A 23,891-nucleotide genomic window follows, 5' to 3' on the forward strand; every position below is an offset into this window, starting at 1 on the left:
TGATGAGAATTCGTGCCGCGAGAAACAAAAAAGCATCGCCGAGCGATGCCTGTTTCCTGCAGCCATTTGGTAGGCGCGATTGGACTCGAACCAACGACCCCCACCATGTCAAGGTGGTGCTCTAACCAACTGAGCTACGCGCCTGCACTGCCCGTAACAGGGCAAGCGCGCATAGTACCGGGAATTCAGACCTCGGGTCAAGCCCATCGAGATGCGACGGGGCAGCCACCTTGCTTCCGCCCTTTCACAGGACCGTAGTGCGAAAAATCATGTTAAATGTACCGAATCCCACTCGCTCACCGACCTCATCGCGATGAAAACAGCCCACGTCATTCGCCACGTCCCCTTCGAAGACCTCGGCAATCTGGCCCCCGCGCTCGCCGCTGCGGGCTTTACCGTGGACTATTCCGAAGCCGGGCTCGACGATCTGGCCTCTTTCGATGCGGCCGGCCCGGACCTTTTGATCGTGCTGGGCGGCCCGATCGGGGTTTACGAAGAGCATGCCTACCCATTTCTTGCCGATGAGCTGCGACTGCTCGAGCGACGCCTCGCGGCCGACCGCCCCACGCTGGGCATTTGTCTCGGCGCGCAACTGATTGCCGCTGCGCTCGGCGCCCGCGTCTATCCCGGCGCACGGGGCAAGGAAATCGGCTGGTCGACACTCCATCCCGGGTCCGACCTCACCGCTGCTTCTCCCCTGGCGGATCTCATCGCCGACGGCGTCGAGGTACTGCATTGGCACGGCGACACCTTTGATCTACCGGACGGGGCGACGCACCTCGCCGCAAGCACCCTGTACCAGAACCAAGCCTTCGGCTGGGGCAAGCGGACGCTGGCGCTGCAGTTCCACCCGGAAGTCACCCGCACCGGCCTCGAGCGCTGGTATATCGGCCATGCCTGCGAACTGTCTCAGGCCGGTCTGGATCCGGCGGCAATGAGGGCCGAAGGCGCTGTCAAGGCACCGCGCCTCGCCCAGGCGGCGGCGACTTTCTGGCAGGCCTGGCTGGCCGATGGCAGCTAAGCTCGCCCTCCGGAGAACGACCGGGCGGACCGCAGCCGACTTCAAGCCTCGAAGGACACGGATCGGATCTGCTGGATCTGGTCTCTCAGCCGCGCCGCTTCCTCGAACTCCAAATCCCGCGCATGGGCATACATCTTGTCCTCGAGCTGTTTGATAAGCCGCGCCGCTTCCTTCGGCGCCATCGGCGCGTATTCGGCCGGCGTCTCGGCCACGCGCTTGCGGCCAGGTTTGCTGTTCCGCGCAAACCCCACGCCCGGGATCGGCACCTCCAGGATATCGGTGACGGCCTTGCTGATGCCGCGCGGCGTCAGCCCATGGAGTTCGTTGTAGCTGCGTTGCTTGCACCGACGCCGTTCGGTTTCCTCGATCGCCCGTTCCATGGATCCCGTCATCCGGTCGGCATAGAGGATCGCCTTGCCGGTGAGGTTGCGTGCAGCCCGGCCAATCGTCTGAATGAGCGATACGGTCGAGCGCAGGAAACCCTCCTTGTCTGCATCCAGTATCGCGACCAGCGAAACCTCCGGAATATCCAGCCCCTCCCGCAGCAGGTTGATACCGACCAGCACATCGAAAACGCCGAGGCGCAGGTCGCGAATGATCTCGACCCGCTCCACCGTATCGATGTCGGAATGCAGATAACGCACGGCAACGCCATGTTCGAGCAGATACTCGGTCAGGTCCTCTGCCATGCGCTTGGTCAGCGTCGTCACCAGCACGCGCTCCTTCCGCCCGACGCGCTCACGAACCTCGGACAGCAGATCATCGACCTGCGTCGTAGCCGGCCGCACCTCGACCTCGGGATCCACCAGACCCGTCGGCCGCACGACCTGCTCGACCACGACGCCCGAGTGTGTCTGCTCATAGGGACCCGGCGTGGCCGAGATGTAGATGCGCTGCGGCGAGCGCAGTTCAAACTCCTCGAACCGCAGCGGCCGGTTGTCCAGCGCCGACGGGAGGCGAAAACCGTATTCGACCAGCGTTTCCTTTCGGGAGCGGTCACCGCGGAACATCGCGCCGATCTGCGGGATCGTCACGTGGCTTTCGTCGATGAACAGCAGTGCATCGGGCGGCAGGTAATCGAACAGCGTCGGCGGCGAGTCGCCCGCGGCCCGCCCCGAAAGATACCGGGAGTAGTTCTCGATGCCGGGACAATAGCCAACCTCCAGCATGATCTCGATATCGAACAGCGTCCGTTGCTCGAGTCGCTGCGCCTCGACGAGCTTGTTCATTGAATACAGCTGTTCGAGTCGCTCCTTCAGCTCGACCTTGATTTCCTCGACGGCGGCGACAATCTTCTCGCGCGGCGTAACGTAATGGGTCTTCGGGTAGACCGTATAGCGGGCAATACGGCTCAGCACCTCCCCCGTTAGCGGATCGAACAGCGACAGGCGCTCGATCTCGTCATCGAACAACTCGACCCGCAGGGCTTCCTTCTCGCTTTCCGCCGGGTGGATGTCGATCACGTCGCCTCGCACACGGAACGTACCGCGTCGCAACTCGGTCTCGTTGCGGGTGTACTGCAGCTCGGCGAGGCGCATCAACATCTGGCGCTGGCTGATCATGTCGCCGCGAACCAGATGCAAGACCATCGCAAAATACGAGGCCGGTTCGCCGAGGCCGTAGATGGCCGAGACGGTCGCCACGATGACCGTGTCGCGTCGTTCCAGCAGCGCCTTGGTCGCCGACAGCCGCATCTGCTCGATGTGCTCATTGAGCGACGCGTCCTTCTCGATATAGGTGTCGGACGACGGCACGTAAGCTTCGGGCTGGTAATAGTCGTAATACGAGACGAAGTACTCGACGGAGTTCTCCGGAAAGAACTCCTTCATCTCCCCGTACAACTGCGCTGCCAGGGTCTTGTTCGGCGCCAGAATCAGCGCCGGGCGCTGCACTGCCGCGATGACATTGGCCATCGTGAAGGTCTTGCCCGACCCGGTGACACCCAGCAAGGTCTGGTGGACCTCCCCGTCGGCGAGCCCCTCCACGAGCCGCCGGATGGCCTCGGGCTGATCGCCCGCAGGCGCGAAGCTGCTGTTAAGGCGCAGTTTCTTATCTTTCAGCGGATACAGATTGCTGGTTTGATCGGTTATCATATCTGGCTTTTTCAAGGTTTCAGCCGCATCGCGAGACAAAGCCGGCTGTGGAAATCCCTGTTTCGATTGTGTTTCGTATCGGGCATCACCGCGACGCGGTCCCCCTCGCTACGCAAGGCTTTCCATTCCGCCCATCCGGGCGGGCGCTTTGTTCAACTGTCTGACTTCCAGCTTCGAGCCTACCCCATGAGCATCCGTCTTTCCGATCGCGTTCAAGCCATCAAGCCCTCCCCGACACTCGCCGTCACCGCACGCGCCGCCGCCATGAAGGCCGCCGGCAAGGACATCGTCGGCCTAGGCGCCGGCGAGCCGGACTTCGACACGCCGGAGCACATCAAGGAAGCGGCGATCAAGGCCATACGCGACGGCTTCACCAAATACACCGCGGTCGACGGCACGGCGGGCCTCAAGAAGGCCATCGCCGCCAAGTTCAGCCGCGAAAACGCGCTCGAATACCCGACGAACCAGATCCTCGTGTCGTGCGGCGGCAAGCAGAGCTTCTACAACCTCGCGCAAGCGCTGCTGAACCCCGGCGACGAAGTGGTTATCCCGGCACCCTACTGGGTATCTTACCCCGACATGGTCATGCTGGCAGGCGCCACGCCGGTGATCGTCACGGCCGGACAGGAGCAACAATTCAAGATCACCGCGAACCAGCTCGAGAGTGCGCTGACCCCGCGCACCCGCCTGTTCGTGATCAACAGCCCGTCGAATCCGACCGGCATGAACTACAGCGAGAGCGAACTGAAGGCCCTGGCCGACGTCCTGCTTCGCCATCCGCAGGTGGTCATCGCAACCGACGACATGTACGAGCACATTCTGTGGAGTCGCGGCCCATTCAGGAACATCCTGAATGTCTGCCCGGCGCTGGCCGACAGGACCATGGTCCTGAACGGCGTGTCCAAGGCCTATTCGATGACCGGCTGGCGCATCGGCTATGCGGCCGGACCGAAGCCCCTGATCGAGGCGATGACGAATATCCAGTCGCAGAGCACATCGAACCCGACCTCGATCTCACAGGTCGCGGCCGAAGCCGCGCTGAACGGCGACCAAAGTTTCATCGAAACCATGGTGTCGGCCTTCAAACTGCGCCACGACTTCGTCGTCAGCTCGCTGAACCAGATCCCGGGCGTCGACTGCCTGGGGACCGACGGCACCTTCTACGTGCTGCCGAGTTTCCAGGGCGTCATCGACCGGATGCCGGCGGTTGCCGATGATCTCCAGCTCGCGGAGTACCTGATCGAGCAGGCGGGCGTGGCAGCCGTGCCGGGCTCGGCCTTTGGCGCGCCGGGACACATGCGCCTGTCCATCGCAACCAGCATGGGGAATCTCGAGAAAGCCGTCGACCGGCTCCGGACGGCACTGGCGTGAAACCTTGCCCCATCGGATAGCGAACCACCGGACCTAACCCGCGCGCATGCGAGTCGCCCTGCAAACACTCGGCTGTCGCGTCAACGAAGCGGAAATCGAGCGGTGGTCCCGAGAGTTTCGCGCGGCGGGACATCAGGTCGTGCCGCCATCCGAGAATCCCGAACTGGTCGTTCTGAACTCCTGCGCCGTCACGCAGGAAGCGGTGCGCAAGTCACGCGGCCTGCTCCGACGGATCCACCGCGAACACCCCGCAGCCAAGCTCGTCCTGAGCGGGTGCTACGCGACGCTGAGCCCGTCGGCAGCGGCCGCCCTGGGTGTCGATCTCGTGGTCGCCAATAGCGAGAAGGATCGGCTGCTGGAGCGGGTAGAACAGGAGTTGGCTGTCGCCACGATGCCGGCCATGGCTGCCGATCCGGACCAGGGTTCGCTGCTCTTGCCGGTCAACCGCCACCGTGCCTTCGTCAAGGTGCAGGACGGCTGCCGCTACCGCTGCACCTTTTGCATCGTCACGGTCGCGCGCGGCGCGGAACGCAGCCGGCCACCCGCCGACGTGGTCGACGAGATCAATACGCTGCACGCGAGCGGAGTCGAGGAGGTCGTACTGACGGGAGTCCACCTCGGCGGCTACGGCAGCGACCTCGGTCAAGGCTTGGACCAACTCGTGCGCACGGTGCTGGACCGGACTGCGATCCCGCGCCTTCGCTTCGGCTCGATCGAGCCCTGGGATTTGCCCGAGGCCTTCCTTGAGTTGTGGCGCAGCCCACGACTGATGCCACACCTGCACCTGCCACTGCAGAGCGGCTGCGACGCGACGCTGCGTCGTATGGCTCGCCGCTGCAAAACCAGGGACTACCGGCGGCTTGTCGACCAGGCGCGCGCGGCCATTCCGGAGCTCAACATCACGACCGACGTCATCGTGGGCTTTCCCGGCGAAACCGATCAGGAATGGGAGGCAAGCCTGGCCTTCATCCGCGACTGCGGCTTCGGCCACGTGCACATCTTCCCCTACTCGCCGCGCGAGGGCACCAAGGCAGCCGAGCTGCCTGGCGCCGTCCCCCCGGAAACGCAGAAGGCACGGGCCCTGAGCCTGCGGGAGGCGGCGATGGAGGCGCGCCGTGCCTTTCAGGCACGCTGCGTCGGGCAGCGCGTGGAGGTGTTGATCGAGGGTGACCTCAAGAAGGCGGGCGCCGATGAAATCCGGAGCCTGTCTGGTTATTCGCCGAACTACCTGCGGGTGGGAGTCGAAACATTTCCACCGCCGACAGCCGGGAGCCGGATCATGACCGTGGAGATCACCGGCACCGATCCACAGCGGGACACACTCCTTGGACGCAGCATTCCGGCCGCTGATCGGCGAACACCCCCGGCCTGATGGCCGGCGCGGTCGCGGGCTACGAACGGGAACGAAAACCCCATCCGTTCGCACCACCCGTTGTGCGCACTCACCCGGCAGGTTGACCGAAAATACGAGCCCGCGCCGCGCCGTCGAGCGCCTTCAGCAAGTCGTCGACGAAGCGTTGCTCAATTTCGAAGGCACCTTCGTTGTCGTTGTCGATACTCGATACCCGCACCAGAAAGCCGTCCGGCACGACTCCGGACAGTGCAAAGTGCAGCCGGACCAGCTTCGCGTCCCAGCCGGACTGGACCAGCCGGCCACCAATGACCATCCAGTACGTCACGGGCTCGTTGCGGAGAGACTTGCGGGCAACGAAGCGCATGACCGGCAAATCCCCGGCCAGGGTCTTCAGCGTCGCCTTGAACGGCTCAACCACTGCGAAGCCCTGAGCCCGATAACAGACCTTGGGTTCATGCAGGCGCAGGCTGTCGCTTTGGGCCGCACCGTAAGCGATCGACAGCATCACCTGCCGGCCGTCGGACGCGACGTACGAGCGCGCGATCGTTTGCGAATAAATCCGCTCCAACTCGGCCTGCGCATTGGGCTCCGGCACGACCGGCAGAATGCTGGGATCCTCGCGCCAGTCGCCGAAGGCCGCAGGAATGGTGGCCGCCAGATCGATCGCGTTGACGGCCGGGATCGCTCTCGGTCGCAGCGCCGACGAGGCCGCGACGCTGGCGATCATCAGCAGCGCAACGACTACGGCCCTGGCGCGCGGACCCGACATCATGCTCTGTGGCCGAGGTTGAAACCTAACCGCCGCGCCACCGGCATCAGCACTCCGTCCAGGGCCATCACCAAGCTCAACGCAACGGCGAACAACAACAGACCGGCAAAGGAATGCACGAAACCCTGCCCGGCCTCGTCGCCAAAGTGATAAGTCACGAGGACCAGCACGACCACACGGACCACGTTGGCGGCAATCGCGATCGGCACGGCGCAGGCTAGCAGCATCAAGTTGTAGGACAGACTGCGGTAACGCATCAGGTACAGGTAGAGCGCCGTCAGCGCCACCAGCGTAAAGATGGAATTCAGGCCCGAACAGGCATCGGCCACGAGCAACTCGTAGGGTCCAACGCTGAGAATCACCCCGCTGCGCGCAATCGGATATCCAACGGCGTAGAGCAGGTTCTCCGCGATCACCGAGACCAGCTGCTTCAGCGGGCCGGTGAGCCCACTGATGACAAAATCCGGGAGCGGAATCAGAAACAACAGAAAGAAGATAGGAAACCAGACCGTCCGCAACGACGGCCAACCACGGATCGCCAGGATCGCACCGGGAAACACCAGCAACTGCGACCCCAGACTCAGCATGTAGATGTCCTGCGAGCGGCCCAGGGCATAGAGCATCAGACCGACGGCGAGCGCCACCCAGCCAATCACACGTCCGGCAGCGTCATCGGCTAGGGCCGTGGCGAAATCACGCCATCGCTGCCATGCCAACCACAGGCAAACGGCGAGAATGATCGGGCCGTGAAAATCGTCCTCTATCGGCCACACGTCCTGGGCGAGGCCGATGTAAACCGGTACGTAGAGTACCGCGACACACAAAAATACCAGCAGGTAGGGCCAAGACGGGCTGTCAAGCCAGCGCCGTTGCTCCATTGAAGCAGTCATGTCACCACGTGCAGGACTACCCGCGGGAAAACACCCGATCAAGCGTCGATCAGCACTGACCCGAGCACGTTGACCCCCACTTGGCGGAGCGTCTCAGCGACGTTGCCAACGCCCGACAAACTGGTCTTGCCCTTCTTGGCGATAACCAGAGCCGCTCCGGCCGCCGCCGCGACGATATGTACGTCGGCGATGCCCTCAGCCTCGGGTGTGTCGAGAATGATCACATCGTAGTCTTCACGCAGTTCGTTGATACGCTTGTTGAAAGCGCCGCGGGCCAGCAGTTCCTGCGGATTGGGCGGCTTGGGACCAGCCGGCAGGACCCACAGGTCAACCAGATCAGGTATGTGGCGGATGGCGTCATTCCATGAAGCGCGCCCCGACAATACCGATGACAATCCGACCGAGGGGTCCAGCTGAAAGAGGTCATGCTGACGCGGATGACGCATGTCCGCGTCGATCAACAGGGTCTTCTCGCCCACCTGGCAAAAGACAATCGCGAGATTTGCAGCGAGCACGCTGCGCCCCTCACCTCGCGCCGGACTGACGATGACCAGCGCCCGGTGACCCGGCTCGCCGGTGAACCACCGCAGCATGATGTGGCTGCGAAGTGCCCGCAAGGCTTCGGCACGCTGGCCGTACGGTTCGAACGCCGCGACCAGTTCGGGTGACAATAAGCTGGATTCGCGCGCGAGATAGGGGTAATTGAATTGTCTCGCCAGCGCGTACTGGATATCTTCGGGCGTCAGCACCCCAATCGCGATGCCGGCCTCGCCGAATTCGAGTCCCTGGTCCTCCTGAACGTCGCGAATGCGGTCGAGATCCTCGGGCGACAGACGGCCCGTCTCGATCAGGATTGCACCCAGCGACAGATTGTATCCGGGTTCGCTCACGTCGTCGGCCGACGGAAGATTCATCGTCCTTTCTTTGGTCATCGGTCCAGGCCTGAGTTATGAGAGATACGTGACGAGCGCCGCTAGAATACCAGAAATGCCCGAGTCGCTGGACTTCGGGGCACGGACCGATGATGGCAGGGCTCGTCTTCTGTAACCACTGCACGGCCGCCGGGGGCGTTACAGGACCTGCGTATCGCCGACCTCGCGGTGTCTGACGAGAACGTCCCAGGCGCCGGATTCGAAGCGGCGGGCCAGCGTTTCGGCAACGTAGACGGATCGGTGCTGCCCCCCCGTACAGCCGATGGCGATCGTCAGATAACTCCGGTTCTCGGCCTGGAAACGGGGTATCCAACGGCTCAGAAACCCCGTCAGATCGTCGAGATACCCGTTCACATCGCTGCTGTTCGATAGAAACTCGGCCACGGCAACGTCCTTGCCTGTCATGGCACGCAAGGTGGGCTCCCAATAAGGGTTGGGCAGACAGCGCACGTCGAACAGAAAGTCCGCGTCGAGCGGCACGCCATGCTTGAAACCGAAAGACAGGAAATAGAGTGACATGAGCGGCTTCCGGTCGGTATCGAAGCGTGCCCGCACCAGTTCCCGCAATTGCCGTACGTTCGTATGCGTCGTGTCAATCACGACATCCGCACGACAGGATACCGGCTCGAGCAATTCGCGCTCGAACACGATCGCCTCCCCTAGCGGCAGTCCCGAACCCGTCAGCGGATGCTTGCGGCGCGTTTCGCTGAAGCGCTTCAGCAAGGCGCCGTCTTCCGCCTTGAGAAATAAAACCCGGGCATCGATGCCGAGTTGCCTGGCCAGTTCCAGACTGCCCGGAAACTGGTCGAGGCTGACCTGCTGACTGCGGGCATCGATACTGATCGCCGTGCGCCGGAAGGCGTCTTGTGAAGATGCGACCGCCTGCGTCAGGAAAGACTCCAGCAGCGTGACGGGCAGATTATCGATGCAGTAGAAGCCGCAGTCCTCCAGCGTTTCCAGCGCAACGCTCTTGCCGGAACCGGAGAGTCCGCTGACAACGACCAGCTTCATGTCATCCCCCCGTGGGTAAGTCGCACTTTCGGCCACTGCGCCACCTGAACAGCCGAGCTTGCCGCCGTTTGACGCCGCCTGCGAATCAGCCCCGATTGACGAGCTGGGTCTTTTCCTTGTGGCGCAGGACCTGGCGATCCAGCTTGTCGATCAAGCCATCGATCGCCGCATAGAGGTCCTCCTGCACGTCCTCGGCATGGATCTTCGCACCGTTGAGTTGTACGGTCGCTTCGGCTTTCTGCTCCAGCTTCTCGACGGTCAGAACGACATGCACGTCGATCACGTGGTCGAAATGACGTTCGATGCGGCTGAGTTTCTCGGACACGTACGCGCGCAACGCGTCAGTGAGGTTCACATGGTGGCCGGTGATACTGATTTGCATGGCTGTCTTCCTTAAGGTGTCGTGATGTGGGCAGGCGTTCAGATCACCTGCCTGCGCTCGTTGGAAGGCGGTATGGCCAGCGCCTCCCGGTACTTGGCGATCGTGCGGCGTGCCACGTTGATACCCTTTTGCTTGAAGATATCCGCTATGGCGTGATCGCTCAGGGGCTTTTCCGGGTTCTCGGCATCGACGATGGCGCGCAGATGCGCCTTTATGGCCGTCGCCGAACACTCGCCGCCAGCATTCGTCGACACGTGGCTGGAAAAAAAATACTTGAACTCGAATATGCCGTTCGCAGTGTGCATGTACTTCTGCGTGGTGACCCGCGAGATCGTCGACTCGTGCATGCCAACCTCCTCGGCCACATCCCGCAGTACCAACGGCTTCATGGCCATGGGTCCCTGCTCGAGAAAGTCCTTCTGGTGCTCGACGATGGAGCGCGCGACCTTCAGCAAGGTTTCATTGCGACTGTGCAGACTCTTGATGAACCAGCGTGCTTCCTGCAGGTGATTCTTCATGGCGACATTGTCGGCACTGCTGTCGGCCCGGCGCACCATGCCCGAGTAGAACGGGTTGATCCGGAGCTTCGGCGCGATATCCGGGTTCAGGTTCACCACCCATTGCGATCCGACCTTCGACACGAAGACGTCGGGAACGACATACTGCGATTCCCCAGTCTGGACCAGGCGCCCCGGTTTGGGCTCGAGCGTGCGGATCAGCGCGACGATTTCCGCCAACTGGGCATCGTTGACGTCCAGAACCCGCTTCAGACGCGCCAGATCCTTTTTGCCGAGCACCTCGAGATAGTGCTGGACCAACTCCAAGGCCTTTTTGCGATGTGGCGTCGCCTCGGGCAGCTGACGAAGCTGGATGGCAAGGCAATCGGCCAGATCGGCTGCGGCCACGCCCGCCGGGTCGAGGTTCTGAACCAGATGCAGGACCGCGGTGACTTCCTCCGGGTCCAGTCCGTCCAGCTGTGTCTGCAGAGACTGCACGATGTCGTTGATCGGGCTGCTCAGGTAACCCTCATCGTTGACCGCATCGACGATGGCAAGGCCGATGGCATGGTCTCGCTCGCTCAACGGCAGCATGTCGAGTTGCCAGCCAAGATGATCCCGCAAGCTCTGTGGTTGAGCCCGCTGGAAGACGAAATCGTCGCCATCGCTGTCGGGGAGCGAGTTGGAGTAGGACTGCAGTCCTTCATAGACCTCATCCCAGGAGGAGTCGATCGGCAACTCCTGAGGAATATCGGAGGCTTTGTCGAGGTCAGGCAGCTCCTGAAAATCCGTCGTGGCCGACTCCACGGGAACGGTGTCGGACGACTCCGGAAAGGCACCGTCATCCTCTGCCGCCTCGAGCATCATGTTGGAGTCCAGAGCCTGCTGGATCTCCTGATGCAGTTCGAGGGTCGACAACTGCAGCAGCTTGATGGCCTGTTGCAGCTGGGGCGTCATCGCCAGCTGCTGGCCCAGACGGAGTTGGAGGCTTTGTTTCATTGGGCAATCGAATCGCGCTGAGCGAAAAAGTCTACTGCTGGACGACCTTGCCCGAGGCTCTCGGCGCGTCGCCGGACCAGGCGATGACATCGCCTCGCCCCACCTGAGCACCACCCGTCAAAGTTCGCCGTCATGCCACCGCGCCTACATTGAGAAATTTTCACCCAGATACACCTGGCGCACTTCGGGATTAGCGACAATCTGCTCGCTGTCCCCCTCAGCGATCACACGGCCACCGGCCAGGATATAGGCGCGGTCGCAAATTCCCAGGGTTTCCCGAACATTGTGCTCGGTGATCAGAATCCCAATACCCCGATCCTTCAGGTGATTGATGATTTTCTGGATGTCGATGATCGAGATGGGGTCGACACCGGCAAAGGGCTCGTCGAGCAACATGAAGCGCGGCTCGCACGCCAAGGCGCGAGCGATCTCCACACGTCGCCGCTCGCCGCCCGAGAGTCCCATCGCCTTTTGCGCATGAAGGTGTCCGATGGCGAATTCCTCGAGCAATTCTTCGATGATCAACTCTCGCTGGCCATTCGTCAGTTCGTCGCGCAATTCGAGCACCGCACGCAGATTCTGACGGACGGTCAGCCGCCGAAAGATCGACGGTTCCTGCGGCAGATAACCAATGCCGAGCCGAGCTCTGGCATGCATCGGCAGGTGAGTCACGTTTGCCTCATCGATCGCGATGCCGCCGCTGTCCGGCCGGATCAGGCCGACGATCATGTAGAAGCTGGTCGTCTTGCCGGCGCCGTTCGGGCCCAGCAGGCCGACAATCTCCCCGGACTGTATGGAGAGGCTGACGCCGTCCACCACCTTCCGTTTGTGGTAATCCTTGCACAGATTGACGGCGGACAGTACGGTCATCGGTCATTCACACTATTTGTCTTTCGGCTGCAGCGTCACATGGACGCGCTTGCTCGCGGATGCGGGGCTGCCCGCTTTAGCGACGCCCTTCGCACTGTCGTACTCGATCCGATCGCTCTCCGTCGTCATTGTGCCCTGGGTCACCACGGCCCGCTCGAGCAGAATCAGAATGCCGGTTTCCGGAAAGTATTCCATCCGCTGGGAGACCCCATTCAGTTCCTCGCCGCCCCCCTCTGGCGTCTGTTTCAGGCGGACCGGACGGCCTACCGCGACGACCTTGTCAGTCTTTGAATCCTTCTGGTACACGGTCATCTGATCGGAGTTCACGACCAGACTACCCTGCGTAGCCTGAACATCGCCGATGTAGACGGTCTCCCCGGTCGTCTCGTCGAACGTCGCCTGATTGGCCTCGATGAAGATAGGCTGGCTGGAGTCGCTGTCCAACGCCAGTGCCGGGGTCATCCACAGCGCCCCTGTCCCCAGCATCAAACAAACACGACGCAAGACCCGAATCGTCAACATAAGCTCAGCCTATTTTCTTTTCCCGGCCTGCTGCGGCCGCACCTTGCGTCGCGGCCGCGCGTCGGGCGCGCGGACCACGTCGTGCCTGCGTCGCACCGACGACAGCACCGTCACCTTGAAAGCCTTTCCGAAATGTGCCTGCATGCCCACGCCCGACAACTCGTCGGGGGGGCTTACGATCTGCACGAAATCGTCCGTTTCACCATACTCCTCGTCGGGCAGGATCTTGACGTTGGAGGCTTCCGCCCGGACCGTGCGTCCATTGCGGTCGGCATCACGCAGAACCAGCACCGGCCCCTTGAGAAAGACCTCGCTGCCGCGAGACGACACGGTGCCCTGTTCCCCGTGTACGACCCAGGGCGGCCCGTCTCCGGAGAACATCGTCAGCACCGGCTTTTCCAGCTCCGAATGGTCATCGTTGTCATAATGCGTCAGCCTTTCGGCGTACAGGATATTCTTGGTCTTCCCCGCTTCGTCGGCAATGGTGCGCAGCAGGTTTACCGCATAATAGTCGACCGTGCCCTTGGGCTTAGGTTCGATCGGCTCGGCGGGTGGCGTCAACCGCTGGGCCAGCCAGCCCGTGCCGCCGACGATCAGCAGCAGCACCCCATACAGCAACACGCTCCGCGGCGACGCGGACGTCGGGAGCTTCATGCGTAGCGCTCGATCACCCCAGGCAAAGTCCCTTGCGCATACATGACGAGATCACAGACCTCGCGCACCGCTCCGTGCCCGCCGGTTTGCCGCGTCTGCCAGTGCGCGATGGCAAGCAGCGTGAAATGCGCATCGGCCACGGCAATGCCAAGCCCCACCCTCCGCATGACCGCCAGATCCAATAAGTCGTCGCCGACATAGGCCACCTGATCGAGGGACAGCGCCTGCTGTGCACAGAGAACCTGCAGGACCGGCAGCTTGTCCTCGATACCCTGAAAGACACGATCGATCCCGAGGTTTTCCATACGCCGCGACACCGACTCGGACTTGCGCCCGGAAATCACCGCGGTCTCGACCCCGGTCGATCGCAACAGCTTCAGACCATGGCCATCCCGCGCATGGAAGGCCTTGTACTCCCTCCCCTGTTCATCGAAAAAGAGTTTGCCATCGGTCAGAACCCCGTCGACATCGAAGACCACGAGCCGGACCTTCGCCGCCCGCGCCACCACGTCGGGAGCGACGTCAAGCGCGATGGGTGGCAGAGGCGGGGGAAGACTGTGCATAGAAGCAGGGCTCGGCAAAGGCGTTCAGTCGGGTCGCAGGTAGCTACATCACTCCGGCACGCAGCAGGTCATGCATGTTCAAGGCTCCCATTAGGCGGTGTTCCGGATCAACGATCAGCAAGGCATTGATGGACAGTTCCTGCATCAGGCGCAGTGCTTCCGCGGCAAGCACATCGGGGCCCAGCGTACGGCAACCCCGCGTCATGACGTCGGCGATCGGTGTGGCATGAATGTCATGAGCCTTTTCAAAAAGTCGACGCAAATCGCCATCCGTGAAAATGCCGCAAACCCGGTCGTCGGCGTCGGCCACCGCCGTCATGCCCAGCTTCTTGGCGGTCATTTCCAACACGGCGTCGCTGACCGCTACGGTGGGCGGAACCACCGGGATCTCATCGCCCTGATGCATGACGTCGCGAACACGTAGCAACAGGCGCCGGCCAAGGCTGCCGCCCGGATGGGACAAGGCGAAGTCTTCCTGGGTGAACCCGCGGGCTTCCAATAGCGCAACCGCCAAGGCATCGCCAATCACCAGTGCCGCGGTCGAACTCGAGGTTGGCGCCAGACCGAGCGGGCAGGCCTCGACCCTGACACTCGCATCGATGTGGGCATCTGCCTCGCGGGCCAGCGTCGACCCTGGGTTGCCGGTAATGGCCACCAGAGGGACACCCAGACGCTTGATCAAAGGAAGGATGGTCAGTAACTCCTCGGTGCAGCCCGAATTCGATAGCGCCAGCACGACGTCCGCGGCGGTGATCATGCCCAGATCCCCATGGCAGGCTTCGCCCGGATGAACGAAAAAGGCGGGACTGCCCGTGCTGGCCAGGGTCGCCGCAATCTTGCCGCCCACATGCCCTGACTTTCCCATGCCTGTCACGACGATGCGTCCGGCACACTCCATCAAAAGGCGGCAGGCATGAGCGAATTGCCTATCGATGCGCGCCTCAAGCGCCGCCACCGCTTCGGCCTCGATCGCAATCACCCGCCGCCCCATGGCAAGGAAGGTGTCGTCAGCGGATGACTTGATTGCAGCCAGAGTAGCAGCCGATGGTTTGCTCATTTCAATAATTATGCCATGAACATTCCCGGCTGTACCCGTCACACTCATCCTGAAGTGCCTCAGAGGTATTGATGAACTCCTCGGAACGGCATCGATGAGGCGCTGTGCACCGCGAGGAGGCGCGTCGTGCTGGACGCGGATGTGAGGCCCGGTAATAAGCAAACGCGGGGGAAGTTTGACAAATCATATCTGTTGCTTATCATGGGGTCGCGGAGGCTTTTCCGCCAACCGAAGGAGGCCCGCGTGGCTTTGTCAACAAAAAAGTTTAAATTTTTATTTTTATTGGTTTTTTTTGGAGCACAAACAATAAGCTCCCTGGCTTCGGCGCATCAGACCGCAGTAGGCACGGCGTCGTTCTACGCAGAACGCTTCCACGGCCGGAAAACTGCCAGCGGCGAACGCTACAACATGCACGACCTCACAGCCGCAACCGTGCATTCGCGCTATCCGTTGGGTTCCATTCTGCGGGTGACGAACCTTGGCAACGACCGTAGCGTCGAGGTACGCGTAAACGATCGAGGCCCGTTGCCGCGCGGACGCGTTCTCGACCTATCCAAGCGCGCCGCCACGGAGCTGGGCTTTTTGCACGCTGGCCTGGCCCGTGTAAAGGTGGAAGTCCTGCGTTGGGGCAGATCGGAATCTGGAAACGAACCGTCCTGAGGGATAGACGGAACCTCTAACATCGGAAAACCTTGGATATGACCGAAGTTTTCGGCGATGTTACTCGACTAGCACGCTCCGCAACGGCAGCGTGCCGTTACCGTGACCTGAAGCGGATCGCCAGTAAGCGCCACCCCGCCCCGTGAGGGCGAGCTCCGGAAGCGAACTGGCGATACGCTCCCTCCTTCAAGGACACCCCAGCGAAACGGGACGCCCCGGCACAAAGACGGGGCAGATTCCAAAAGCGGGGCTTGCAATTATCTCCGCCCCAGAGAACCTAAAGAGTTGGCGCGCCCGGAGGGACTCGAACCCCCGACCACCTGGTTCGAAGCCAGATACTCTATCCAACTGAGCTACAGGCGCTTCTGCCGCTCTATTCTACGGACACCGCCGGCGCGCGTCACCTGGGCTCGATTCCGTCTGGCGATTGCAGGCGACCGAGACGCCTCGCCGAACAGGTCTCGCGGGCACGCTCCACAAGGACGAGAGCCTTGATCCCCTCCCCGGCCGTGAGTGGCATCCTTGGTGAGCCCCTGATATGAAGGACCCTGCCAACTCACCGTAATGGCGAACTGACCAGCACCTTGTTGGCGCTGTCCCGGAGATCCAGATTGCCTCGTACCAGCGCTTTTGCCTCGTTGATCCAGATCTTGCAGGCATAGACGGAACCGCCTCCGATGTCGCCGCTGACGAGACACGTCTTGTTCGGCCCCAGGGGCAAATTGAAATGACCGCAGTGCCCTTCCTGAGTCGGGAGGGTTACGTCGGTTCCCGACTGATCGAGGATTCTGCGAGCACCAAAGGTGATACTCGTTCCGCTAGCGTTGAACACGTAACAGTAAGCCTTGACCTGCGAGGATCCACCATGGACTCCCCCGACGGCAAGCAGGGATGCCGCGGCCGAGGGCATACTGCAGACCAGCAGCATTGTGCTGATAGCAGGGGTTAGCACGTTCTTCATGGCACGCTTCTCCGTTCAAAACGCTGTCAAGCCGTTGTCAGTGACTCTCTCGTCGGCCCTTTATCGCCGCTCACGGGGCAGGCCGTTTAGTTGAGTCATGGCCGTGTGTCCAGCGAACTCCGCACCGCCGCGGTGCGACGGCCGATTCGCCCCCGCCCTTCAACACCCTACGACCGTCGCAGAATCCAGTCTATGGGCAGGACTGCCTAAGCCGAAACAGCGCAGAGAACTCCCGCCCGGCAACTCCGCTGGTGTGATCACACGGCCGCTTGTCGGCCGCGCTAGGTGCTTGACGGCGAACTCACGGCGCAATCTCCATCTACGAACCGCAACGGTAACGCTACCGTAAGTAGCACGACACATCCGCCGTATATCGTCGCGCCGCCGAGACCCTCTCGGCCATCGCCTATGCGCGATGCAAACCCAAGCTGAATTTCTAATGGGAAACACCATGAGTTTGATGCTACGACAAGCGATCACGTCCGCGCTGGCCCTAACTTCTAGCTTTGCTTTCGCGGCCGGCAACAGCCCAGACTTCGGTCTGCGCGTCCAGCGCATGCTCGGCAACGCCAGCCTTAATTACTTCGGCGTCGAAGCGCCCCTGGCAAAATCTGCCGTCGATCCGAACGGGGAGGACACGCCTTCCCGAGATCCCGGCCAAGCCGCATCCAGCCTGATCACCCTGGCCGATGGATTATCCGCCCGCTACCTGACGCGGTCTGCCGCCGATAGCACCGACATGATGGCCTTCTGGCCCAGCGACGATGCCCCGACGCATATCATCAGTTGCGTCGAAGGCGGTCTAGAAACGCTCGGAAACGGCCTCAAGAATCCTTCCGTGCAACGCATTCGGCTGTCGGACGGCAAGGTCGACACCATTCTGCGCGGCATGGAGGGTTGCGACGGCATACGGCTAACGCCCTGGGGAAGCATCCTGGCCACGGAAGAAACCGATGACGGCGGTGCCTACGAGATCATTCGCCCCACGCTCATCAACGATTCGACGATCACCGATCGCACCACCGGAACCATCGTCAAGGCGGACGACGCGGTAGAAACGCGAATCGCCAAGCGCCCGGCTTTGGCGAAGCTGCGTTGGGAAGGTCTCCAGGTGTATCCGAACGGCGTCGTCTATTTCGGCGATGAATTGCGACCGGGCGACCGGGAGGATGCCGGCGGCAACAAGATCGCAGATTCCGACGGCGGCGCGATGTACAAGTTCGTGCCCACCACCCCTCGCACCGGTGCGGAACGGATCAACGCCCTCAGCGATTCGCCCCTGGTTTCGGGGAACAACTATGCCATGCGCCTGTCCTGCCTCGAAAGCGGCGTACAGTACGGGCAGGGCTGTGAGGTCGGTAGCGGGAGCTGGGTCCCGGTCAGCGCCAGCAATGCACCCGTTGACGCCGCGAAGGCCGGAGCCACTGGTTACTACCGACCGGAAGACCTGCACAGCGATCCGCTTTACGTAGCGCGCAAGTCAATGCCCAACGGCGTTCGCTTTTGCTGGACGAATACCGGTCGCGCGGACAACGCCCATTACGGTGAGGTGATGTGTGCCGAAGATGTCGATTCCTCAGCCGCCGATTCGAAAGTCACGACCCAGCGCCTCCTGGAAGGAGACCGTCAACTGAATCAGCCAGACAACCTCGCATTCCAGCCGGTCACTGGCAACGTCTACGTTATCGAGGACAATCCCAATGGCGATGTCTGGGCCTGCCTGAGGGACGGACGCGACCGGGACAACAAGAGCGATGGCTGCGTGCGCATGTTGTCGGTGGTCGACGCCTCAGCCGAGCCGACCGGATTCTTCTTCAGCGCTGATGGCACCAAGGCCTACGTGTCGATACAACATTCCGCCGACGACAACATGCCGCTGGTAGACGGGTACGGCACTGACGACGTACTCGAGATCAGCGGGTTCAAGATGACCTCACCCTAAGCTCGGGCCAGTTTAGGCCGCGGCGGCCGGGGACGCAGGAAACGCGGCTCCCGGCCATCTCGGTCCCGACTACCGTCGCCAAGCCCGGAACGGGAGACACCCCCTCTGAACAGGGCGGCATGGCGCTATGTCGACTTCCACGTGTAAATCGACGTGACGGCATAGTTCCAGACCGCACCCACCACGATGCCCGCGATGGCCGACAGCACCCAGAAGGCTTTCTCTTCCTGAAAGAGATAGGTCGCGATTCCGACGTTGGCCAGGGCTCCGACGCTGCAAGCCAGCACGAAGGTGATCCAACCCCAGAGCCAGCCCCAACCCGACAGTCGGCGGTCGCGGTACGTGAACACGTTGTTGACGATGAAGTTGAACGTCATCGCCACCAGGGTCGCCACACTTTGCCCCGACAGGAAGCTGCTTCCCGCCAGCTTGAACATCGAGGTCAACACGGCAAGATGCACGAACACGCCCAACCCCCCGACCATCATGAACACGACGAAGCGCACGGGTATGAATCGCCCGAGCGTCTTGTCGAGAATCAGCATCAGATAATCCCAAGCGACCTTGGAATCCAGCTTGCTCTCGCCCGCGATCCGCTCTCTGAACTGATAGGGCAGTTCACGGACGCGCAGGCCTTGCGCCGATGACGCGAGAATATCCAGCAGAATCTTGAAGCCGATGGCCGATAGGTGGCGCACGGTGTCATGCAGGACCTCGCTACGCAGCGCGAAGAACCCGCTCATGGGGTCGCTAAGAGGCACCTTGACCGCAAAGCGGGCCAGCCGGGTGGCGAACCGGCTTTTCCGGAGTCGGGAGGCGTCCCAGTTGCCCACGCCACCGCCCGCGACATAACGGCTGCCGACCACGACATCCACGTCGCCCGTACGCAGCGCACGCAGCATGTCGGGCAACAGGCTTTCGTCGTGCTGCAGATCGGCGTCCATGACCGCGACGTAGGGCGCAGAACTGGCCAGCATACCCTCGACGCAAGCCGACGACAGTCCACGCCGCCCGACTCGCTGCAGACAGCGCACACGCCGGTCGACACGGCCGAGTTCCCGTACCGCATCGGCGGTCCCGTCGGGCGAATCGTCATCCACGAAGATGACTTCCCAGTGGATCCCGGCCAGCACGCGCCTGAGCCTCGCTACCAGTTCGGCGACGTTCGCCCTTTCCTTATAGGTCGGGACTACGATCGAGAACTCGGGCCCGTCTGCGGCGAGTTCAATGCGGCTGCCCTCGGCGCTCAGCTCGTCGCTATCCACCAGCATCAAGTCAAAAACTCCATCGGATAATCGGATTGGTCATCGCACCGTCAAGTCTGTCGACGCAACATGGAGCGACCGGAAGGGGAAGATCACAGGACCGGGCAGGAGAACGCTTGGCGTCGGCGACTCACCGCAGGGCGACAGCCGCCCACATCATCCACGTACCCCGCGCCCGATGCGCGAGGCTGTTGTCACCGGCTGTGACGGCATTACCAGCCGCTAACGTCATAGATCATGACGCAGGATGTCGGAGACCCGGCGGCACAATTCACGGCCGTAATCGGTCCAGAGCCCCTGCCCCCAGTAGCGATAACAGCTTGTCTGGGCGGTCATCAGGTGAAACAGCGCATTACGGAAACGCGGATCGTTCTTGGGGATCCCGGGCTTGATCGCCCGTTCGTAGAACAGCGCGCTGGCCTCGTCCATCGGACGAAGAACGTCCTCATATCCGCGCACCCACGAGATGTCGTTCGTCCAGCTGCCACCCTCCATGTGGAAATGCGGAATTTCCTGCTTCAACTCCTCGATCAGCGCAGCCATCTTCTCCGGACCCGCTCCAGGACTGAAGCGATCCCATATGGGCTTCTGGAGGATGGGTTGGAGCACCGGAAGCTCGTCCGGTGTAACGCCGGCCGCATAGAGCAGTTCGAGATACTCGCTGACGTTCATCAACGGAGTCTGCGAACCGCTGCCCTCGCGCACGACCTCCATGTACTTCCCTGGAAACTCATTCATCATTACACCGCCGTTCTCCCCATCGGCGATCTGGGTCACCAGCGGGGGTAACCGCCGGCCGGCAAGCTCCTGTCGTTCAAGGCTCTTGGCTTCGTAATAGGGTTGCATCTGCGCCACCAGCTTGGTGTCGCTGCCCTGCGTCTTGATGATGGCGATGATACTCGCCGACTCGCCACGGGAATTTGTGCAGACCAGCCGATGCGGCAAATGCTTGAGGGATGGCCCCTGTCCCGTCTCGGGGTTCTCGACCGTGTGCTCCTGCACCAGCACCCACTGGTAGCCACAATCGCGAAGCGTCTTCACGAACTCGTAGGCGACGTCGGGGTGGTTCGGCAAAGCCATCTCCGAGGGCGAAAAGCCCCTTACCCGCGTCAGCGCCTCGAGCCCGAAGATCGCCGCGAAGTGGTGCTGCCACGCGCGCACGTGCAAATGATAATCCTGCGTCGGCGTCGAGGGCGCGACCGCATGCCCCCACGGTGCGCCCAGCCATTCGACAGCGCGTTGATAACGCGGCTCGCATGTGACCACCCGCAGGGCATCGAACACGTCATGGAGGCCCATCTTGCGGAGACCGTGGAACAGCGTTCCGGAGTATTCCAGCATGACGCGGGGCTCCTTGCCCTCATCCATCAGCTGCGGAACGATCTCGCCCATCCGCTTGTAGCACCAATGAAAACCGGGGGCGTTGTGGTTGTCACCTACCCCCTGGTTCTCCATCATGTACTGCAGGTTGCTGATCAGTTCGGCGGTCGCGAGATCCTGCCCACCCGCCGGAATCAGGGGCTGATGCATGTGCAACGCGACGGCACATGCGCTCTTGATGCTCTCGAGCGCAGGCGTGCCCGGCGTCTTGTAAATCCATTGGCGACCCTGCCCGAGAGCATTCTCGATCTCGGCCTCGGAACCGCTGATATTGGGCAAACCGTCGACGTACTCACTGAGCATAAGTCGGAAACCTCATCCTATTGAATGGACTTTCAAGGGCGTCGGCATCCTTACCCTGAAAGACGCCACACATGGGCTCACGCCCGCGAGCCGCCTCCTCGTCACTCCCCGCGTGCGAATACCTTGTCGGTCGGGATACTGAGATAACGGGCGACGCATGCCGGCGCTGCGTGCAAGACCAGAGGGCTAAGGCGCATGCCTCCCCCCACAGCGGACGGCGGGCCGGTCGGCTAATCTGCCGCGTCGTCACTGTAGGTCGCCAGGAGACCTGCAAAAGCCGCGAGGAAACCGTTGACCATCATCCAGAAGGGCAGTCGTGCCAGCTCCGGAAACGGCGCATCCATGGTGACCGACCACAGTGCTGCGGCGAGCGCAGACAGCAGCGTGCCCAGAGCGCCCACGCCCAGCCCGTAGAAGAATCCGTTCTTGCCAGAAACCGTTGCCGCCACGTATCCCGACGCCATACAGGTCGCCAAGCCGAGGAACTGATGCACGCCGAATACGATCGACTCGGCGTCACCCTTTGCAAAGGCCTTCGACAGCCATGGCAGGATCAGCAAATGAATGCAGTACAGGGCGATGAATACCAGCGTACCCTGCATCAGCGCTCGAACATTGATCTGTTTCATGACGTCTTCCAGTTTCGACGAAACCACCCTTCGTTGACGGGTCGAGGCAAGCCCCCACGACGCAGGACTCACGTCGAGGCTCAATTCGCGCGATGCGCCCGGGTCCCGACCACAGAACCAAGCACTTGCTCGTCAAACTACGTTCCTGGCCCCCAGGCGGACGCCGGCGTTCCCCCCACACTCCGGTCGTCCGCCCGTCCCGCGGCTCCCTTGCCCCCGGCAGAAATCCGAACGGATCCTAGCCGTTGATCCAGTAATGCGTCAGGATGCTCGCGGCGTAACCTGCCGCAACCGCGGGAGTCCATTTGATGTGACTGAAGAAGGTGTACATCCCGCGCGAAGTCCCCATCAGTGCGACGCCAGCCGCCGATCCGACCGATAGCATCGAACCGCCCACACCCGCCGTCAGCGTGACCAGCATCCACTGATACAGGTCCATGTCGGGGTTCATGTTCAGCACTGCAAACATGACCGGGATGTTGTCGACGATCGCCGACAGGATGCCGATCAGAATGTTGGCTGTCGTTGCGCCGAGCCCGTCGTACATCGCGATGGAGGCCAGCTCGAGATATCCGATGTAGCCCAGACCACCGACCGCGAAGACCACCCCGAAAAAGAACAGCAGCGTGTCCCACTCGGCGTCGCGCACGTTATTGAAGACATCGAACCGGTCTTCTGCATCGTGAAAAATCATTTTCAGGCGGTAGCCGAAGAACATCAGAATCGACAGACCAACCATCATGCCCATGAACGGCGGCAGGTGAAGAAACTGCTTGAACGACACCGCGATGGCGATCGTCAGGATGAACAGACCACAAATCACGAGGGCCCCGGGCTTCATCTGCACCTGATCTTCCTCGGGGAAACTCGGCAACTCGTCCGGGATCGCAAAATGCATCATGGCGGCCGGCACGACGAAATTGACGACCGACGGGACGAACAGCATGAAGAAGTCGAAGAACTCCGCGCGGCCAGCCTGCCAGACCATCAGCGTGGTAATGTCGCCGAACGGGCTGAAAGCGCCACCGGCGTTCGCGGCGATTACCAGGTTGATGAAACCCAGACTGACGAACTTGGGGCTGTTGGCCCCGACGGCCATGACCACCGCACCGACCAGCAGGGCGGATGTCAGATTGTCGGCGACCGATGACAGGAAGAACGTGATGACGCCGGTAATCCAGAACAGTTTCCGGTAACCGAACTTGCGACTGACCAGCCAGGACCGCAGCGCCTCGAACACGTTGCGCTCGGCCATCGCGTTGATGTAGGTCATGGCCACCAGCAGGAACAGCATCAATTCGGCGTATTCCTTCAGGTCATGCTCGAATGCCTGATGGACCTGTTCCGACGGGACGTTGCTGGTGCTCGCCATGTAGGCGACCTGTGCCCAGATGATGCCCGCCGCCAGGATGACCGGCTTGGACTTGCGCAGGTGTGTGAACTCCTCGGTCATCACGAAGGCGTAGGCGATGACGAAGATCAGCAGACAGTAGATGCCGCGTTGAGCGCCGGTCAGTCCAAGATTTTGAAACTCTTCAGCGAACGCCACCTCCGGCAGGAGGAGCGACAGGGACAGGAATACAAGCGCGCGTGCCAAGTTGGAACCCTCTTCTTTCTCGATGCGGTGACTGGAACCCATCACACCAACTGCCGCTCATTGTGCGGCGTTGGCCACTCCCAAAAAAACCCGCCGATTATATAGGAGCGTCCTCGGGTTGGACACCTCCGCGCCCATGCCGTCCCCTTTCGGGCAGGGTCTCGGGCAC

Annotated in this window: 22 protein-coding genes and 2 tRNA genes; 5 read left to right on the forward strand and 19 right to left on the reverse strand. The window is 61.9% G+C overall.

The features are described 5' to 3' along the window. Window positions 1-67 precede the first annotated feature (67 nt). Window positions 68-144: transfer RNA gene (locus tag BWR02_RS00525), tRNA-Val, on the reverse strand. Between the two features lie 169 nt (window positions 145-313). On the opposite strand from BWR02_RS00525, the gene BWR02_RS00530 reads away from it, so the two are divergent. Then, the gene (locus tag BWR02_RS00530) at window positions 314-1,021 is read left to right on the forward strand and encodes a glutamine amidotransferase (protein WP_139555836.1); all 708 of its coding nucleotides are present in this window, start codon (window positions 314-316) and stop codon (window positions 1,019-1,021) included. 41 nt (window positions 1,022-1,062) lie between these two features. Here the strand turns inward: BWR02_RS00530 and uvrB are convergent, their stop codons facing one another. Then, window positions 1,063-3,114: an excinuclease ABC subunit UvrB gene (gene uvrB, locus BWR02_RS00535; RefSeq protein WP_139555837.1), complete on the reverse strand. Its 2,052-nt coding sequence runs from the start codon at window positions 3,112-3,114 to the stop codon at window positions 1,063-1,065. A gap of 186 nt (window positions 3,115-3,300) precedes the next feature. Between uvrB and BWR02_RS00540 the strand changes: the two genes are divergently transcribed. Further along, window positions 3,301-4,485 carry a pyridoxal phosphate-dependent aminotransferase gene (locus BWR02_RS00540; RefSeq protein WP_139555838.1) on the forward strand — a complete coding sequence of 395 codons (1,185 nt, stop codon included), beginning with the start codon at window positions 3,301-3,303 and terminating at the stop codon, window positions 4,483-4,485. Between the two features lie 46 nt (window positions 4,486-4,531). Continuing rightward, window positions 4,532-5,857 (forward strand): tRNA (N(6)-L-threonylcarbamoyladenosine(37)-C(2))-methylthiotransferase MtaB, encoded by a 1,326-nt coding sequence (gene mtaB / locus BWR02_RS00545; protein ID WP_139555839.1) that lies wholly within the window; start codon window positions 4,532-4,534, stop codon window positions 5,855-5,857. 70 nt (window positions 5,858-5,927) lie between these two features. Here the strand turns inward: mtaB and epsI are convergent, their stop codons facing one another. The 11 genes from epsI to BWR02_RS00600 all read right to left on the reverse strand — a co-directional run bounded on the left by epsI (window position 5,928) and on the right by BWR02_RS00600 (window position 14,985). After that, a complete protein-coding gene (epsI, locus tag BWR02_RS00550) occupies window positions 5,928-6,608 on the reverse strand; it encodes an exosortase-associated protein EpsI, B-type (protein WP_162559953.1) in 681 nt (226 codons plus the stop codon). Continuing rightward, window positions 6,608-7,498: an exosortase B gene (gene xrtB / locus BWR02_RS00555; RefSeq protein ID WP_139555841.1), complete on the reverse strand. Its 891-nt coding sequence runs from the start codon at window positions 7,496-7,498 to the stop codon at window positions 6,608-6,610. The genes epsI and xrtB overlap by 1 nt, the downstream gene beginning before the upstream one ends. Before the next feature lie 38 nt (window positions 7,499-7,536). Further along, window positions 7,537-8,430 (reverse strand): chain length determinant protein tyrosine kinase EpsG, encoded by an 894-nt coding sequence (gene epsG, locus BWR02_RS00560; RefSeq protein WP_201276082.1) that lies wholly within the window; start codon window positions 8,428-8,430, stop codon window positions 7,537-7,539. 138 nt (window positions 8,431-8,568) lie between these two features. After that, complete coding sequence (gene rapZ, locus BWR02_RS00565; protein WP_139555842.1) at window positions 8,569-9,441, reverse strand: RNase adapter RapZ; 873 nt, start codon at window positions 9,439-9,441, stop codon at window positions 8,569-8,571. An 85-nt stretch (window positions 9,442-9,526) separates the two neighbouring features. After that, window positions 9,527-9,823: a ribosome hibernation-promoting factor, HPF/YfiA family gene (gene hpf, locus BWR02_RS00570; RefSeq protein WP_139555843.1), complete on the reverse strand. Its 297-nt coding sequence runs from the start codon at window positions 9,821-9,823 to the stop codon at window positions 9,527-9,529. 38 nt (window positions 9,824-9,861) lie between these two features. Next, window positions 9,862-11,319, reverse strand: coding sequence for an RNA polymerase factor sigma-54 (locus BWR02_RS00575; RefSeq protein WP_139555844.1), 1,458 nt, complete (start codon window positions 11,317-11,319; stop codon window positions 9,862-9,864). A gap of 144 nt (window positions 11,320-11,463) precedes the next feature. Next, entirely contained in the window at window positions 11,464-12,189 is a 726-nt protein-coding gene (gene lptB / locus BWR02_RS00580; RefSeq protein WP_129882598.1) for an LPS export ABC transporter ATP-binding protein, read from the reverse strand. A 12-nt stretch (window positions 12,190-12,201) separates the two neighbouring features. Continuing rightward, the gene (gene lptA / locus BWR02_RS00585; protein ID WP_236101787.1) at window positions 12,202-12,711 is read right to left on the reverse strand and encodes a lipopolysaccharide transport periplasmic protein LptA; all 510 of its coding nucleotides are present in this window, start codon (window positions 12,709-12,711) and stop codon (window positions 12,202-12,204) included. A 9-nt stretch (window positions 12,712-12,720) separates the two neighbouring features. Further along, on the reverse strand, window positions 12,721-13,317 hold the full coding sequence (lptC, locus tag BWR02_RS00590; RefSeq protein ID WP_162559954.1) for an LPS export ABC transporter periplasmic protein LptC: 597 nt from the start codon (window positions 13,315-13,317) through the stop codon (window positions 12,721-12,723). Window positions 13,318-13,361: 44 nt separating this feature from the next. Next, window positions 13,362-13,928, reverse strand: coding sequence for a KdsC family phosphatase (locus tag BWR02_RS00595; RefSeq protein ID WP_139555846.1), 567 nt, complete (start codon window positions 13,926-13,928; stop codon window positions 13,362-13,364). A gap of 43 nt (window positions 13,929-13,971) precedes the next feature. Next, a complete protein-coding gene (locus tag BWR02_RS00600; protein ID WP_328591495.1) occupies window positions 13,972-14,985 on the reverse strand; it encodes a KpsF/GutQ family sugar-phosphate isomerase in 1,014 nt (337 codons plus the stop codon). 243 nt (window positions 14,986-15,228) lie between these two features. Between BWR02_RS00600 and BWR02_RS00605 the strand changes: the two genes are divergently transcribed. Next, window positions 15,229-15,645, forward strand: a complete 417-nt coding sequence (locus BWR02_RS00605) for a septal ring lytic transglycosylase RlpA family protein (RefSeq protein ID WP_236101789.1) — start codon at window positions 15,229-15,231, stop codon at window positions 15,643-15,645. Window positions 15,646-15,931: 286 nt separating this feature from the next. On the opposite strand, the gene BWR02_RS00610 is transcribed toward BWR02_RS00605, so the two are convergent. Continuing rightward, window positions 15,932-16,008: transfer RNA gene (locus BWR02_RS00610), tRNA-Arg, on the reverse strand. A 193-nt stretch (window positions 16,009-16,201) separates the two neighbouring features. Next, on the reverse strand, window positions 16,202-16,606 hold the full coding sequence (locus tag BWR02_RS00615; protein ID WP_139555847.1) for a hypothetical protein: 405 nt from the start codon (window positions 16,604-16,606) through the stop codon (window positions 16,202-16,204). A gap of 451 nt (window positions 16,607-17,057) precedes the next feature. On the opposite strand from BWR02_RS00615, the gene BWR02_RS00620 reads away from it, so the two are divergent. Further along, the gene (locus tag BWR02_RS00620) at window positions 17,058-18,548 is read left to right on the forward strand and encodes an alkaline phosphatase PhoX (protein WP_162559955.1); all 1,491 of its coding nucleotides are present in this window, start codon (window positions 17,058-17,060) and stop codon (window positions 18,546-18,548) included. Between the two features lie 125 nt (window positions 18,549-18,673). Here the strand turns inward: BWR02_RS00620 and BWR02_RS00625 are convergent, their stop codons facing one another. The 4 genes from BWR02_RS00625 to nhaD all read right to left on the reverse strand — a co-directional run bounded on the left by BWR02_RS00625 (window position 18,674) and on the right by nhaD (window position 23,722). Then, window positions 18,674-19,819 (reverse strand): glycosyltransferase family 2 protein, encoded by a 1,146-nt coding sequence (locus BWR02_RS00625; protein ID WP_139556186.1) that lies wholly within the window; start codon window positions 19,817-19,819, stop codon window positions 18,674-18,676. Window positions 19,820-20,041: 222 nt separating this feature from the next. Further along, on the reverse strand, window positions 20,042-21,496 hold the full coding sequence (locus BWR02_RS00630) for a polysaccharide deacetylase family protein (RefSeq protein WP_139555849.1): 1,455 nt from the start codon (window positions 21,494-21,496) through the stop codon (window positions 20,042-20,044). A gap of 230 nt (window positions 21,497-21,726) precedes the next feature. Then, window positions 21,727-22,125: a hypothetical protein gene (locus BWR02_RS00635; RefSeq protein WP_139555850.1), complete on the reverse strand. Its 399-nt coding sequence runs from the start codon at window positions 22,123-22,125 to the stop codon at window positions 21,727-21,729. 238 nt (window positions 22,126-22,363) lie between these two features. Next, complete coding sequence (nhaD, locus tag BWR02_RS00640; RefSeq protein ID WP_236101791.1) at window positions 22,364-23,722, reverse strand: sodium:proton antiporter NhaD; 1,359 nt, start codon at window positions 23,720-23,722, stop codon at window positions 22,364-22,366. Window positions 23,723-23,891: the final 169 nt, after the last annotated feature.

This window comes from Methylotetracoccus oryzae (genome assembly GCF_006175985.1).
Classification (GTDB): Bacteria; Pseudomonadota; Gammaproteobacteria; order Methylococcales; family Methylococcaceae; genus Methylotetracoccus; species Methylotetracoccus oryzae.